This is a genomic window from Acinetobacter sp. PW68, assembly GCF_020982655.1.
Classification (GTDB): domain Bacteria; phylum Pseudomonadota; class Gammaproteobacteria; order Pseudomonadales; family Moraxellaceae; genus Acinetobacter; species Acinetobacter towneri_A.
On record NZ_JAHZSX010000001.1, the window covers coordinates 1940086 to 1955460 of the forward strand.

General features: G+C 41.5%; 13 protein-coding genes and 7 tRNA genes. 5 read left to right on the plus strand and 15 right to left on the minus strand.

The window, feature by feature from the left end:
• Positions 1 to 28 precede the first annotated feature (28 nt).
• From K1T76_RS09245 to K1T76_RS09285, 9 genes are all read right to left on the minus strand, one after another.
• Positions 29 to 105 (minus strand) — tRNA-Asp (locus K1T76_RS09245).
• A 65-nt stretch (positions 106 to 170) separates the two neighbouring features.
• Positions 171 to 246, minus strand: a tRNA-Val gene (locus K1T76_RS09250).
• A 101-nt stretch (positions 247 to 347) separates the two neighbouring features.
• A tRNA-Asp gene (locus K1T76_RS09255) sits at positions 348 to 424 on the minus strand.
• Positions 425 to 438: 14 nt separating this feature from the next.
• Positions 439 to 514, minus strand: a tRNA-Val gene (locus K1T76_RS09260).
• A gap of 20 nt (positions 515 to 534) precedes the next feature.
• Positions 535 to 611, minus strand: a tRNA-Asp gene (locus K1T76_RS09265).
• Positions 612 to 662: 51 nt separating this feature from the next.
• Positions 663 to 739, minus strand: a tRNA-Asp gene (locus K1T76_RS09270).
• A gap of 26 nt (positions 740 to 765) precedes the next feature.
• Positions 766 to 841 (minus strand) — tRNA-Val (locus K1T76_RS09275).
• Positions 842 to 1112: 271 nt separating this feature from the next.
• Entirely contained in the window at positions 1113 to 1637 is a 525-nt protein-coding gene (gene elsL, locus K1T76_RS09280; RefSeq protein WP_019837488.1) for a cell wall-recycling L,D-carboxypeptidase ElsL, read from the minus strand.
• 9 nt (positions 1638 to 1646) lie between these two features.
• Positions 1647 to 2027 carry a YbaN family protein gene (locus tag K1T76_RS09285; RefSeq protein WP_019837489.1) on the minus strand — a complete coding sequence of 127 codons (381 nt, stop codon included), beginning with the start codon at positions 2025 to 2027 and terminating at the stop codon, positions 1647 to 1649.
• Between the two features lie 87 nt (positions 2028 to 2114).
• On the opposite strand from K1T76_RS09285, the gene K1T76_RS09290 reads away from it, so the two are divergent.
• The 3 genes from K1T76_RS09290 (at position 2115) to dapE (ending at position 4540) form a co-directional block, all read left to right on the plus strand.
• Positions 2115 to 2999 (plus strand): DUF1853 family protein, encoded by an 885-nt coding sequence (locus K1T76_RS09290; RefSeq protein WP_230245194.1) that lies wholly within the window; start codon positions 2115 to 2117, stop codon positions 2997 to 2999.
• A 120-nt stretch (positions 3000 to 3119) separates the two neighbouring features.
• Positions 3120 to 3266, plus strand: a complete 147-nt coding sequence (locus K1T76_RS09295; RefSeq protein ID WP_019837491.1) for an entericidin A/B family lipoprotein — start codon at positions 3120 to 3122, stop codon at positions 3264 to 3266.
• 140 nt (positions 3267 to 3406) lie between these two features.
• On the plus strand, positions 3407 to 4540 hold the full coding sequence (dapE, locus tag K1T76_RS09300; RefSeq protein ID WP_230245195.1) for a succinyl-diaminopimelate desuccinylase: 1134 nt from the start codon (positions 3407 to 3409) through the stop codon (positions 4538 to 4540).
• Positions 4541 to 4622: 82 nt separating this feature from the next.
• Here dapE and K1T76_RS09305 read toward each other — a convergent pair whose 3' ends face one another.
• The 6 genes from K1T76_RS09305 to pilG form a co-directional block, all read right to left on the minus strand.
• Positions 4623 to 5081, minus strand: coding sequence for a hypothetical protein (locus K1T76_RS09305; RefSeq protein WP_230245196.1), 459 nt, complete (start codon positions 5079 to 5081; stop codon positions 4623 to 4625).
• Between the two features lie 3 nt (positions 5082 to 5084).
• A complete protein-coding gene (locus tag K1T76_RS09310; RefSeq protein WP_230245197.1) occupies positions 5085 to 9644 on the minus strand; it encodes a hybrid sensor histidine kinase/response regulator in 4560 nt (1519 codons plus the stop codon).
• Positions 9645 to 9813: 169 nt separating this feature from the next.
• Positions 9814 to 11889, minus strand: coding sequence for a methyl-accepting chemotaxis protein (locus K1T76_RS09315; RefSeq protein ID WP_019837495.1), 2076 nt, complete (start codon positions 11887 to 11889; stop codon positions 9814 to 9816).
• A 45-nt stretch (positions 11890 to 11934) separates the two neighbouring features.
• Positions 11935 to 12471: a chemotaxis protein CheW gene (locus K1T76_RS09320; protein ID WP_019837496.1), complete on the minus strand. Its 537-nt coding sequence runs from the start codon at positions 12469 to 12471 to the stop codon at positions 11935 to 11937.
• Between the two features lie 3 nt (positions 12472 to 12474).
• A complete protein-coding gene (locus K1T76_RS09325; protein ID WP_019837497.1) occupies positions 12475 to 12843 on the minus strand; it encodes a response regulator in 369 nt (122 codons plus the stop codon).
• 36 nt (positions 12844 to 12879) lie between these two features.
• The gene (gene pilG, locus K1T76_RS09330) at positions 12880 to 13263 is read right to left on the minus strand and encodes a twitching motility response regulator PilG (RefSeq protein ID WP_004975524.1); all 384 of its coding nucleotides are present in this window, start codon (positions 13261 to 13263) and stop codon (positions 12880 to 12882) included.
• A 338-nt stretch (positions 13264 to 13601) separates the two neighbouring features.
• Here pilG and K1T76_RS09335 point away from each other — a divergent pair, with 338 nt between their 5' ends.
• Together K1T76_RS09335 and K1T76_RS09340 are read left to right on the plus strand one after the other, a co-directional pair.
• The gene (locus tag K1T76_RS09335) at positions 13602 to 14183 is read left to right on the plus strand and encodes a hypothetical protein (protein WP_171066656.1); all 582 of its coding nucleotides are present in this window, start codon (positions 13602 to 13604) and stop codon (positions 14181 to 14183) included.
• 52 nt (positions 14184 to 14235) lie between these two features.
• Positions 14236 to 15369, plus strand: coding sequence for an efflux RND transporter periplasmic adaptor subunit (locus tag K1T76_RS09340; protein WP_019837499.1), 1134 nt, complete (start codon positions 14236 to 14238; stop codon positions 15367 to 15369).
• Positions 15370 to 15375 lie beyond the last annotated feature (6 nt).

Genomic DNA, 15375 nt, shown 5'->3' on the forward strand with positions numbered 1-15375 from the left:
CTCACTTTTCATATCAGGGAATGAAAAATGGCGCAGCGGACGGGGCTCGAACCCGCGACCCCCGGCGTGACAGGCCGGTATTCTAACCAACTGAACTACCGCTGCAACGGTAATTGCATTAAGCAATTAAGGGCTTTTTTGTATGTATGCCAAGCATCAATACTAAAATATGGTGGGCGCTGACGGGATCGAACCGCCGACATTCTGCTTGTAAGGCAGACGCTCTACCAACTGAGCTAAGCGCCCTGAACAGATCAAAACAACATTTTGTTCTGATTTTGCAAAACTGTCAAATTTTGCATCATTTAAGTTTATATCTATCAGTAAACTTAAACTTCTCTTTTGAATGGCGCAGCGGACGGGGCTCGAACCCGCGACCCCCGGCGTGACAGGCCGGTATTCTAACCAACTGAACTACCGCTGCATCGCAAAAGAATCTGGTGGGCGCTGACGGGATCGAACCGCCGACATTCTGCTTGTAAGGCAGACGCTCTACCAACTGAGCTAAGCGCCCTCAAAAGAAATTTATGTAAATGGCGCAGCGGACGGGGCTCGAACCCGCGACCCCCGGCGTGACAGGCCGGTATTCTAACCAACTGAACTACCGCTGCACTTACACAAAGTCACTCTTGTGGTACAAACGATGGTTAAAGAATCTTAAGTGGCGCAGCGGACGGGGCTCGAACCCGCGACCCCCGGCGTGACAGGCCGGTATTCTAACCAACTGAACTACCGCTGCACGTAAGAATCTATAACGTAAAGGCTTGGTGGGCGCTGACGGGATCGAACCGCCGACATTCTGCTTGTAAGGCAGACGCTCTACCAACTGAGCTAAGCGCCCTTAACGTCTTTATCGTTTGTGAGGTGCATTATAGAGAATCTTTACCGCCTGTCAAACGCTTTTCGGCTTGTTTTCAGTTTTTTGTGATCGAGTGATTAAAAAATAGGTGATCCGCTATAAAAACAAACAAATTCTGCAGGTTATTTTAGTTTTCAAACAAAATTAATGTGCTTTTCAACTTGTTAGCGCTGCAATCTACCTGCTCAATCAGCCAGCTTTTAGGTAGTGATAGATGCAACATTATTCATCTAAATTCACCTCGCAAGCACCATCAACTAAGTAAACCTAAACTATTTAAATCCAGTTTGTGTTCAGAAATATAAACCAGCGCTTTTTCTGGTATCAGTTCAAACAATTCTAAAATATCTTGGTTACGCATCCGAATACAGCCATGCGATGCAGGAATGCCCATTGGTTCTGTGTCTGGTGTGCCATGTATATAGATATAACGCTGAAAAGTATCGCAGCCGATGCCCTGATTAAAACCCTCTTGCAGACCACTAAGCCATAAAATACGGCTTAAAATCCAGTCCCGTTCAGGAAATTGTTCGGCTAAATCTAAATTGTAAATTTCACCCGTAGGTTGACGCGCAATGAACACTGCATTTTCAGGTTCATTTTCACCAAATTTCAAAGCGACTTCATGCCAACCACGCGGTGTTTTACCACTATTTTCAGTTTCACCAATGCCATTCACCCCACTAGAAATGACATAAAATTTCTGATGCTTAGGCAAATATAAAGTTTGCTCGGACAAATCAATCAAAATATCTGCTTGTGTATATAAAAAAGTCATTGCGTTACCCTATTCTTCTTCTTTCTTAAGCGGCTGTGGTTCAGGACGTAACCACAACCAAATACACACCACCAACATGGTGGTATTGGTAAAAACTTTGACCGCAACAGGCGCAGTTGTAAACAGCATGAGTACGGCACTGATACTCATCATGATCGTTGCTAACCATTTGGCTTTACGCGGTACTGTGCCATTAGCACGCCAATCCCTGAGTGTACTGCCATATTTAGGATGATTCAGTAACCAGTTATCCATTTGCGGCCAACCACGTGATGATGCCCAAGCTGCTAAAATCAAGAAGACAGTAGTAGGCATACCTGGTAACAATGCACCAATAAAGCCAAGGATGACAAAGATCACCACTAAACCTCGCCATAACAAGCGTTGCATACTACTGTCCTAAACTTCGAATTGCGGTAGTATAAAGCGTTTTTTAATTTTCCGTTGTAATTCTGCATTTTTCAGTATGGATTCATAATGATTGAGTTGCATCAATCCGAGCTTATGCCCGAAGTCTGGCTGACTTATAAAACCCCGCTTATCCGTCAGTTGGCTTTTAGTGTGGCCAGCCCGAATATTTTATCTGCTGTGCCTGAGCAATTGCCCATTCAACATACTTTTGAATTCCATGCAAATGCTTTTTGGCAAAAGCATTATCAAGCTTATCAATCACGTTTAGCCTATTTAGATTCTCATCCCGAAGCGGTGTACGAGTTTTTAAATCAGCTGAAAAGTACCCGTTTAGGCTTACGCTTTGAAATGTTGATGTGGTTTTGGCTGCGTGATCGTGACTATCATCCCTTCGAATTATTGGGGCACAGTATTCAAATTATTGATGGTGCTAAAACTGTGGGTGAACTGGATTTTTTACTGTGCAACCATGACACAAAGCAGGTTGAACACTGGGAAGTGGCTTTAAAATACTATTTAGCTGAAACGGACTGCTCTTTGGCACATTGGTATGGTTTAAACCGCTCCGATACTTTGGCGCGAAAACTGAATCATTTTAGTCAAAAGCAATTTCAATTTAAACAAGCTTTAGATGTGTCAATTGAACGTCGCTTTGCCGTACTCAAAGGACAATTGTATTTCGCCACGTATCACTTGAAAGAATCAGCTACAATACTTAGCCCACACTGGGTCAATCGCGCTCGTCGTTTAGGACTTTGGGGGAGTGATATTCCAGCGCCAGCAGAACAGTTTTATCGCCTGCAACGGCATGAATGGATTTGCCAAAATGCTCAAGTCAGTAGCCTACCGAATCAATGGTGGACCGATGGTTTATATTTTCAGGCAGCACATTCACAATTTTATATGTACCGCGCTGCACCCTTGATTAGCTATCTTCCATTAACACGCTGAATAACAGTTTCAACATTTTATTACGCAAGCACCATAAAAGTTACCTATTTATTATTCTGATTATTTTCTATGCTTAAAAACACATCAAAATAATCTATCTAGCGCATATTGGAGATGAACATGAAAAAAATTTTAGCGACTTCACTGTTATTGACCTTTATTTTAACGGGTTGTAATACAATTAAAGGTGTGGGCGAAGACGTATCTTCTGCAGGAAACGCGGTGAGTAACTCTGCTGAAAAAACCCAACAAGAAATCCGCAAATAATTCTGAGCATTTCAGAAATATTTTCACAAAAACCTAAAAACCTTGTCCGTGAACAAGGTTTTTTTCACGCTAAAATTTCACTTTTGTTGCATTTTTCCCCTATTATTATTACTTATTCTTGATAAACGTCTGAAACTCTCATGACCTCTTCTGCTACTCTGGATTTAAGCCTTCAGCTTTTACGCCAACCGTCTGTCACTCCTGTCGATCACAACTGTCAAAACCTCATGGCAGAACGCTTAGAAAAAATTGGATTTAAGATTGAGTCTATGCGTTTTGACGATGTAGATAACCTCTGGGCGCGTAAAGGTACAGAAGCACCTGTCTTTTGCTTTGCAGGTCATACCGATGTTGTACCGACTGGCAATTTAGACGCATGGAATACCAATCCATTTGTACCTGAAATTCGTGATGGCAAACTTTATGGTCGTGGCAGTGCCGATATGAAAACAGCATTGGCTGCCATGGTCGTTGCCTCTGAACGCTTTGTCGCCAAACATCCTGATCACAAAGGCTCAATTGCCTTTTTGATCACCTCAGACGAAGAAGGCCCATCCATTAACGGCACCGTAAAAGTCGTTGAAACTTTAGAAGCACGTCAGGAAAAAATGACTTGGTGTTTGGTCGGTGAACCTTCAAGTACGCATAAACTTGGCGATATTATTAAAAATGGGCGTCGTGGTTCACTGAATGGGGTCTTGACTGTAAAAGGTAAACAAGGTCATGTGGCTTATCCACACTTGGCAATTAACCCGATTCATACCGCGTCTAAAGCAATTGCAGAACTGTGTGAAACGGTATGGGATTATGGCAATGAATATTTCCCTGCCACCTCATTTCAAATTTCAAATATTCAAGCAGGGACAGGTGCAACCAATGTTGTCCCTGGCAACATGACCGTGACCTTTAACTTCCGTTATTCGACTGAAGTGACGGCAGATGAACTAAAAGCACGTGTGTTGCAAATTTTAGATCACCATCAAGTCGATTATGATATCGAGTGGACACTTTCAGGTTTGCCATTTTTAACCCCTGTGGGTGAATTGGTCAATGCTGCACGTCAGGCCATTCGCAATGTCACAGGTGTTGAAACAGAATTATCGACCAGTGGCGGCACTTCCGATGGTCGTTTCATTGCGCCAACAGGAGCGCAAGTGTTGGAGTTAGGCCTACTCAATGCCACCATTCACCAAATTAACGAGCACGTTGATGTGGCTGATTTAGAACCCTTAGCGGAAATTTATGAGCAGATTTTAGAAGGGTTACTCACTTAAATTGAATAAGAGTTAGTTACAAAAAACAGAAAAGGAACTCTATTGGAGTTCCTTTTCTGTTTTACAACTTAGAAAATTGCGGTTAAGCCGTTAAGTTTTCTTGAATGTATTGCAAATTTGGTACATGAAAGATCTGCTCACCCATACGGACATATTGGAATACCGCAGGATCAGTCGTGTTTTGTTGGTCATCATCTACCACTTCAGAAATACGCAAGCGCAGTGTTTTAGGCATTTCATTGCACATCAAAGCAAAACGCTGCTCCATTTCATCGCCTTCAATAACCAGTGCCACGCCCATTTTTTTCTCTGGGTCATTGACTGCATAAACAGGCAATTGCGATTCGTGCCATTCTACAGTCTTTACTTGAGTGGCATTATCTAGTGCGGATAACACAATATTTTGAGGTATCAGCATCGGGTGTTTACCATGACATTCAACAATATAAGCATCAATAAAACCCGTAGAAACGGTGATTAAATGGTGCAACTCTTGTTGACTAATTTGCCCAAGTAAATTGGGACCATTCGTCTGACTCATCGTTTACCCCTGACTGACTGCTAATAGTTGTTCAATATTGGCAAGTAATTCTGCCTCTTGGAACGGTTTACCCATGTAGTGTGTCACACCTAAGCTAAACGCGCGCTCACGGTGTTTTTCACCTGTACGGGACGTAATCATGATGATTGGCAGATTGTTATGCATATCGTGGTGGCGTACGAGGTTAGTTACCTCAAAACCATCCATACGTGGCATTTCAATATCCAGCAACATCAAGTCAGGTTTGACGTTTTCAAGCTGCTCCATGGCATCGATACCATCTTTGGCGGTCACGATGTCATAACCTTGACGCTCAAGCAGACGTGAAGTTACTTTACGTACGGTGACTGAGTCATCCACAATCATAATTAAGCGGCGTGTATCACGACGTTGGATATCACGTTGATCGCTGGCTTGTTTAGTTCGGTGCGTTGCAAGAATTTGACGGGCTATATTCTGACCATCCAAAATCAAACAAACTTGACCATCACCCAAAATGGTTGCGCCTGCAATTGCACCAATGCTTGAGAACTGTTGTCCAATTGGCTTCACAACAATTTGACCACGCGAACCAATCAACTGATCAACTAGTAAGGCAATACTTTGACCTGTACTGCCTTTAATTAACAGAACTGGTAGTGAATGACCCACATGGCTTAAACGCGGCAATGGCTGATTACCAACGAACTCAGATAAGTAACGTAACTTATAGTTCTGGTTATCAATTTGGAAGAAATCTTCATTGCTGTTGAAGTAAGATTCCAAGGTCGTTGGTGCTATACGTACAATACGGTCAATTTGCGCTAACGGTACAGCAAATTGTTGATCACCAACTTTTACCATTAAGGCATCAGATACCGCAACCGTGGTTGGTACGCGAATACTGAAGGTTGTACCTTGACCCAATGTTGAATCTACTGATACGTGACCACCAAGTGCCTTAATTTCACTTTGTACCACATCTAAGCCCACACCACGACCTGAAATTTGTGTAACCGATTTTGCTGTCGTAAAACCTGGGTGGAAAATGTATTGCAGAATTTCATTTTTATCTAAATTCTGATCAGCTTTGATTAAACCTAAGCTCAATGCTTTTTCTTTAATCTTGGCATCATCAATACCCTTACCATCATCCACAAAAGTCACCACAACATCTGTACCTTGGCGGGTGATGTTCAGTTCAATTTTACCAACCTCAGATTTATTAGCAGCAGCACGTTGCACAGGGTCTTCAATACCATGGTCTACCGCATTACGCAGCATGTGTTCAAAAGGTGTCACCAAACGTTCTAGAATAGTACGGTCTAATTCACCTTCAGTGTTATTAACCACCAATTCTGTCGGACGGTTCAAGGTCGATGAAGTCTGACGCACAATACGTTGTAAGCGTGGCAATAAACGCGAGAATGGTACAAGGCGTGTACGCATCAAGCTTTCTTGAATTTCGGCCTGAATACGTGATTGTTGTAATAACAAACCTTCGGCATCACGGATTTTGTCAGCCAATGTGCTCTTAAAGTCCACCAAGTCCGATGCAGATTCTGCCAGAGATTTAGACAACTGATTCAACGATGAATATTGGTCCATCTCTAATGGGTCAAAGTCTGCATAACGTGAGTTTTCAGAACCATGTTTGGCAATAATTTGCGATTCTAGCTCGCCTTCCATTCGACGTAACTGATCGGCAAGTCGTTTAATCGCCAATTCCATCTCATTCAACGTACCGCCCAGTTGCCCTAGCTCCATTTCAATACGTGAACGGTTAATCGAGTTCTCGCCTGACAAGTCAATCATCTTCTCGACTAAATCGGCAGAGATACGAATCATCTCATTGCTGTTATCTAGTTTTGTGGTTTCGCCCCACTCACCTGACATTGCAGGTGGTTCTGTACCATCACCCTGAACAAACTCATAACTACGGCTTGGTGATAACAAGTCGTTATGCGTTAACCGCTCAGGCAATTGTGCAGATACATCTACAAACTGCATCGCCGATAAGCTAGATTTTAAACTGTCATAATCAGTGTAATCTGCTTTGAAAATTGCATCACGCAACCATGCCAATGTGGTTTGCAGCAAGGCATCATAAACATTTGAGTTAAATTGATGCACTGCAAACTGTTCAAAGGCACTTTCAAGTTGATAGGCAATTTGCGCAACAGATTCAATTTCAGCCATACGTGCACCGCCTTTTAAGCTGTGCGCCGCACGTTGTAATTGAAGCAAGACACTACGGTCACTACGCTGCTCAAACCATTGTTTCAAGCGCTGATCTGCAGCATCCAAAATTTCTTCCGCTTCTTCTCGGAAAGTTTCAACCACAATTGAATGTAATTGCTCATCTTCAGATTCAGCATTTGCTTCATGACTTGCAGTTTGTGTTACCGGTTCAAATGACGCAGTAACAGCATCTTCCAGACTTGCCTCATCAGCAATAGCGATATCATCTTCAGCTAAATCTGCAGTCGTGTCTTGCAAGGCTTTTGCTGCCAACTCAGGCTGTGCATCAACCTCTTCTGCTTCGATCACCTGTTCAGGCTGCGCTGTAGTTACAGCACTTGTGACTGACACATCTGCATCGCCTTGTGCCAAGCTGACAATGTTGCCTAAAATAGCAATTGACTGTGTCGCAGCATAGTCCACACGCTCATCGCGAATGGTCTGAATACGGTCTGCAATATCATCTTGCACCAAACGGATAATTTGAATTAACGCAGGTGATACAACAATTTGGTTGTTAATGATACGCTCGTAAATCGACTCGAGGTTGTGTGCAATTAAACCAATATGCGTCGCAGAAATCATATTTGCGCCACCTTTCAAAGTGTGCAAATAACGCATTAAGTTGTTTAAAGCCGAAGTGTCGCTGGCGTCTTTTGACCAAGTATTGACGTCTTCATCCATACCCACCAAAAGCTCTTCAGCTTCTTCCAAAAAGATATCCAGCAATTCAGGATCGAAGTCTTTATTGGCATCATCGGCATGCATGTTTTGTTGATCTGATGCAATACGTTGTGACAATTGCGCTAAATTCACCGTGCCCGAACTTTCGCTAGCAACTACAGCAGACGCCACATCAGGTTCTGCAACAACTGCTCTTTCTACAGCATTGTCGCTCACCGATGTTTCTGCATCTTCAAGTGCAATTGCATCAATGTCTTGCTGCACGAATGCAGTTAAGTCATTTAAGGTTTTCTGAATATCTTCAGTAACCGTAACACGCTGTCCCGCAGCCAAGGTATCAAATAAATGAATAAACTCTTGGTGCGCCTGTGCAAATAACTCATAACCATATTCAGAGTTAAGCAAAATTGGCTTAGCTAAAACACTGTCGTAAGCTGCTTTAAGTTCTTCAGTAAATTGATGGATACCCACTGATGCACGGTTATCAGTATGCTCTACCAATAATTGCGCTTGTGCGCTGAGTTCTTCTAAATAGCTTGGGAATTGCGCTTGCGCCAATTTATCAAATTCAAATTCAGCATCAAGTAAACGATCAATATTCAGTTCGATGAGTCTCGATACCAAACCTTGAGGATTAGAGTCTTCTGTATCGCTGGTGCTAAAGCCGTAGCTATCCCATGCTTTACTAAAAGTTGCATAGATAACATCTAAACCATCACAGTAACCTTGGCGAAGTACATGCAGATAATCACGGACAAATTCTGCGTATTGCACCAACAGCGCAGTTTCTTTAGAGGTGGATTCAATTTCATCTTGCACAAATGTTTTAAACAAGTTTTCAACTTTAGAACTGGCTTGAAAAACTTGATCAATTTGCGCCATAGACGAACTGCCGCGCAGTGTATGTAAAGCACGGATTAAGCCATTATAGTCTTGTGAGTGAATCTGATCTTGCGCCAAGAACTGATCAATGGTCGCTAAATGCTCTTCAGCTTCTTCCACAAAAATAGCCAGAGTTTCAGCCAATAGGCTCGCATCAGCAGCCGCTTCTTGTGCAACTTCTGTCTGAGACATTTCTTCAGCTGTCATTACATCTTCAGATGATTCAACTGCTGTTTCAACTGCAGCATCCGCCAACTCTAGTCCTGTCGGCATATCAGTTGCAGTCAGTTGATCCGCTAGAACTAGCAACTCTTCCAGTGCAGGTTCAGGAGTTTGGTTTTGCTGTAATTGTTGTCCTAAAAGCACCAATGGGCGTAAATCAAGATCAATTAAACCGACTTGTTTAAAAATTGGATAAAGCTTGTATTGATAAAGATTGAAAACAGTTTTTGCGTATTTTTGAATATCAGTATTGAGTGTTACCGTACCCGAAAGCACACGGTTTAAAGTATCTTCAACCGTCCATGCCAATTCGCCCGCAGACTTCGCACCCACCATGCGACCCGAGCCTTTTAAAGTGTGAAAGTGACGACGAATAGTCACTAAAGTTTCTTGATCTGTTGGGTTGGCAAACCAAGTTGTAAATAATGGATTTAATTCTTCGAAGATTTCTTCAATTTCTTCGACAAAAATTTCAAGAATTTCCGCATCTTGCTCAAGATAACTATCTTCAGGAAGCGTCATTGTTTCGACTAAATTTTTTAATATTTCTTTCATAGCTAAGGCTTCTTACGTTTTCAGCACCCAAAGGTACTTCAACTTAATTGTAACCATCCTGAATGCCCCTAACCCAAAAGTTAAGTTCATCTTTGCGATGCTTTATCTCTGAATGATGGTGTACCCATAACTGTGTATAGGTACACCTTTCCCCAAGCTGGAATCCCGCTTATTCAGGTAGTTTAAAGTCAGTTACAGATTCACGTAATGATTCTGCCATGTTGGCTAACTCAGATACCGAACGTGCAGTATCAAAAGTTGCACTGGTCGTTTGTGAGGTAATTTCCTGTACAACGTTCATCGTGGTTGCAATGTGACCAGCAGAAGCCGACTGAAGTTTTGCAGCATCCGAAATGTTAGAAATCAATTTCGCAAGGTTGCTCGATACCGTTTGAATTTCATCCAGTGCAACACCCGCATCCTTAGATAAGTTCGCACCACGTACAACTTCAGATGTGGTTTGTTCCATCGAAATTACGGCTTCGTTGGTATCGGTCTGAATGGTTTTTACCAGTGTCTCAATCTGCTTAGTTGCAGATGCTGAACGTTCCGCTAGACGCTGTACCTCGTCGGCTACGACTGCGAAACCTCGACCAGCTTCACCCGCCATAGATGCCTGAATTGCTGCGTTTAATGCCAAAATGTTAGTTTGGTCAGCAATATCATTAATTAAGGCAACAATGTTACCAATCTCTTGTGAAGATTCACCCAAACGCTTAATACGCTTTGAGGTTTCTTGAATCTGCTCACGAATAATATCCATACCTTCGATTGAACGGTTTACAACATCTGCACCATTCGATGCAATATGTACTGATCGTTCTGCTACCGCTGCTGATTCTTCGGCGTTGGCAGATACTTGGTCAATTGACATGGCCATTTCGTTAATAGCGGCTGATGCACCTGCAATTTCTTGCGCCTGATGCTCAGATGCTTCTGCTAACTGGTTGGTAATGTTCTGTGTGGTTGCCGTATATTGTGCAACTTCGTGTGATGTTTCGTGAATACGAGATACCAGATCACGTAATTGGTCAATCGCAAAGTTAATCGAGTCGGCAATAGCACCGGTGAAGTCTTCCGATACTGTTGCATAAGAACGTAGGTCACCATCCGCAAGGTCAGCAATCTCATCAAGTAAACGTAAAATCGCGTTTTGGTTACGGTCATATTCATCTTGTAGACGAACCACGCGAGCTTTATCGGCTTCACCACGTAAACTAAGTAACTTGAATACACAGAACAAGAATGCAAGTAATGCTGCAATCAATCCAATTGCAGGAATCGCAATCGACCAACCTGAACTGCCAGACAACTTATTTAAATTGTTTAAAAGCTTATCTGACTGATCAAAAATAGAAGATGATGCCTGACGTACTTTTACAATTTGTGATGAGTTCTTTAAAACCGTTGCAGCTGCAGATTTCAATACTTCTTCATATTCTGCTTGAATGCCTTCTAATGAACTACGTAAATCTTCTTGAGTAATACGCTGTACGCCCAGTTCTGCACTACCATTTAACTGCGCTGCTAAGTAAGCACCAAACGTTTCGGTATCGGCACTAAAGTCATCTGCAGATTCACGAGAACTGTCTGTACCTGTCAATACAGAACTGATTGAACGTAAAATACGCTCTGCAATGAACACTTGGTTCTTGGCAATAACCACTTGGCTACTTGGCATGTCTTGACGTGCCATTTGGTCAACCATCAAATTATATTCCGCCTGAATACCTGGAATGGTTTCACCAATTGCAATGCTCGTGTCATAAAGCTGGTTAATAATTTTTTGTTGTGAAGCAATCAAATCAATATTTTCAGAAATTGATTTCCACTGTGTTTCTACTTCGCGCAAGGTATCTGTATTTGCATGAATGTCTTTCACTGTTTCTAAATTAGCAGCAAAGGCTTTTTGTGAATCTGTTAAGTTTTTAATCGATTCAGGTGTACCTGATGCAGTCGCTTCAGTTGCTTGACGAGAAATGGTTTGAGACAACAGACGTAATTCACCCAAACTACGGGTAAAGTCGTTATTACGCGGCACGCTATAAAAAAGATATAGCAACAGGAAAAGCGATAAGAGGATACAAAAAGCTGCACCTAAAATAAGTGGCTTAGATTTTTCTGTTTCGCCAAATACACTCGCAAACTCTTCTGTTCGCGCCTGTAGTTTTGCAAAAAAACCTGGACCACTTGCTTTACGGACGGTTTCTTCGCCTGAATTTTTCTTTTTAAGTTTAAAGCCCATGCAGCTTCTCCCCGATTGACGCCTTCATTTTTAGGTGCGCGACAGTTAATTTATAAATTTTATAGATGCGTTCATGTATTTTGGGTTTTGCAATAAACGACTCAATAAGAAAACATGCCATTGTTGGTTATGTTGGTGAAAATACCCCTGACAATATTCTTGTAAATTACTATCTAAATCATTGTGTTTAGAAAAGAAACTTTTCTTATTAAAGTGCTGTATACCCAAAACTTGATCTACAACTAAACCGACATAATGGTCATTATGACTAATACACATTACCTTTTGAGTAGGTGAATATTGGCTACTTTGCCCAGAAACATAATGTGCCAAATCTGAAACTGAAAGTAATCTTCCGCGAATATTCGCTAAACCTACTACCCAAGGCTGGGTATTAGGTACTGGCGTGTATTTCGGTGGATAAATCACCTCAGAAACTTCTCCTAATGGAGCAACGAAATATTGCCCCATCATTTCAAAAGCAATACCAGACCAGCGGTTTACCTCATTTTCGGTACTTACGTAGTTTTTGTTTCCACGTTTAGATAGCCGAAGTAATTCAATAAAACCATTTGCAGCCATAACTTATCCTGCATTAAGGTGTTGATTAATCACATCAATTAATTGTTTTTCGTCAACAGGCTTAGTTAAGTAATCGCTTGCACCTTGGCGTTTTCCCCAAACACGATCGGTGGCCTGATCTTTGGTACTCACAATTACAATTGGAATATGTTTAGTAGTATCACCACGCGAAATTTGACGTGTTGCCTGAAAGCCGTTCACGCCTGGCATAACTACATCCATTAATATTAAATCTGGTAATTCAGCTTGGGCCATGGTCACGCCATCTGCCCCATTCGTTGCTTCAATGACATCAAACCCACGCTTGGTCAAGATTTCTCTAAAGCGGAATGTTTCTGTAGGTGAATCATCTACAATAAGAATACGAGCCATTATTTTCCCCAATAAATCTATCTAACTAACTAATAATTATGCTGTCACGTGGTTACGAATGGCGTTTAATAATTCATCTTTACTAAATGGTTTAGTCAGATACTCATCAGAACCCACAACACGTCCTTTGGCTTGATCAAATAAACCATCTTTACTAGATAGCATAATCACAGGAATGTTTTGGTAATTTTGCGAGTTTTTAATTAAGGCACACGTTTGGTAACCATCTAGGCGCGGCATCATAATATCTACGAACACAATATCAGGATTTGATTCTGCAATTTTGGATAAAGCTTCAAATCCATCTACTGCGGTAACCACTTCGCAACCTTCTCGTTGTAAGAGCGTTTCGGCTGTACGGCGAATGGTTTTTGAATCATCAATCACCATGACTTTTAGATTTTGGAATTTATCGTCCATTCAATGACCCTTCCCATTTTGTTTGTACAAGCAACTGAGTAGAAATTTTTACACATTGATCGTATTTTTAACATATCTTTACTTGTAGTTTCAATGAACATATTTAGCTCGAAGCTACACTTTTACACCATTATCACCAAATCACTCACACTTTCTGGTGACCATCGATATTTTTTTATCGGTTGTGTTTTTTTAATTTCTAATTTTGATCTAATATAACACTATATATTACGTTTAATTTAAGTAATTTAGTCAACTTTCATTTGGGGGACAACGTGAGCACTTATTTTGCACAATTACTCGCTGTCAAATTAAAACAAAACAAAAAGTCGTTCAAAATGGCGATGCTAGCGTTGCTTCTGTTTCCCTCTGCTCAATTGATGGCTGAAACTCAAAATAAAGCAGTATGGTATCGTTATTATGATCAAAAAGGCGTAGCCAATATTAGCAGCAATGTGACCCCCAATCATATCCGCTATGGCTATGAGGCTTTGGATCGGAACATGCAAGTGATTCAGCGTGCTCGTCCCTATAATACTGAAACCGATATTAAAAAAGCACCACAACGTGCTGCTCAAGCACGTCAGAGTGAGTCGGACCAGCGTCTAAAAAAAGCCTATACCAACAGTCAAACTGCCACCATTAAGAGAAATAACACTTTAGCGCACATTAAAAAGCAAATTAGCTTTCAACAAGAACAACTCAAGCAACTCCAAACTGACCGTATTAGTTTTAAACGTCAGGAAATGGAGTATTTACGTAAAGTTAAGCCTGTACCACCACAACTGAAAACCAATTTAGACAATAACTTAAAAAATATTGAATTAAAAAAAGACATGATTCAATCTTTACAAACAAGCTATCGAAATACCCAAGCAGAATACGACAGAATTATTCAACGCCTCAAAGCCCTAGAATAGGGCTGGCTTTTTTTGCGTTGTCATTTTGACATTAAAATAAGGACAAATATGCATGCACATTGCACAGCGTATCTCATTCATTTTTAATCAACAACCTTTGCCACTTCTTCGGATCAGTACACTTGGGTTATGTGTATTTCTTTCTGCCTGCCAAAAAAATGAAACAGAAAATGTTGCTCCCACACCAGAAAAAATAGAATTAATTCAACAAGATTTAGTGACACCCCAACAAGGCAGTGCCATTAGTAAAACTGCCTTTACAGGCACAGTACGTGCAGTCAATCAAAGCAGTATTCAAGCACAGGTGACTGCCACAGCAACTTCAGTCTATGTCAAAGTGGGCGATAGCGTACAACGTGGTCAAACCTTGCTACGCTTGAATAATCAGGATAATGCTGCACGTTTGGCTCAAGCTCGCGCCAATTTAGCTGCAACGCAAGCACAAGCCAACCAAGCTCGCAACATGATGCAACGAAAAAAGCGTTTGCTCGATCAGGGTTTTATTTCGCAAGTGGAATATGAGCAAAGTCAGCTAGATTACCGTGCACAAATGGAAAGTGTACGCGCGCAACAAGCCAATGTTGATATCGCTTTAAAAGCCGATCAAGATGGCACAATTACCAGCCCTATTCATGGCATCATTACAGAACGTCAAGTTGAGCCTGGGCAAACTGTGGCTGCAGGACAAACCTTATTTGAAATCGTCGATCCGAAGCAATTAGAAATTCAAGCAAAATTACCAAGCGAATTACAAGCCGCACTCAAAATTGGTCAAAAAATTGAATATCAACTTCAAGGCCAAGCAAACATATTTAATGCACAAATTAGTCGCGTTTCCCCTGTAGCAGATTTAGCCAGTCGTCAAATTGAGTTTTTTGCGACCCCGCTTGAGCGTCTTCCTTCTTTAAGTATTGGGGCATTTGTGGATGGTCATATTTTAGCGAAAAGCACTATTTCAGGGCAAATCATCCCACTCAATACCATTCACGATATCCAAAACAAACCTTATGTTTGGGTGATTCGAGATCAAAAAATTGCCCGCGTGGATATCACAGTTTTAGAACAGCGCTATAGTGACAATACTGCTGTGATTCAAGGCTTACAGAGCAGTGATCTAGTCAGTCGAGTGGTGTTCAACCCCGATCAAATTCAGCAGCAGGTGATCATTCAAAATAACCCTCAATAAATTGAA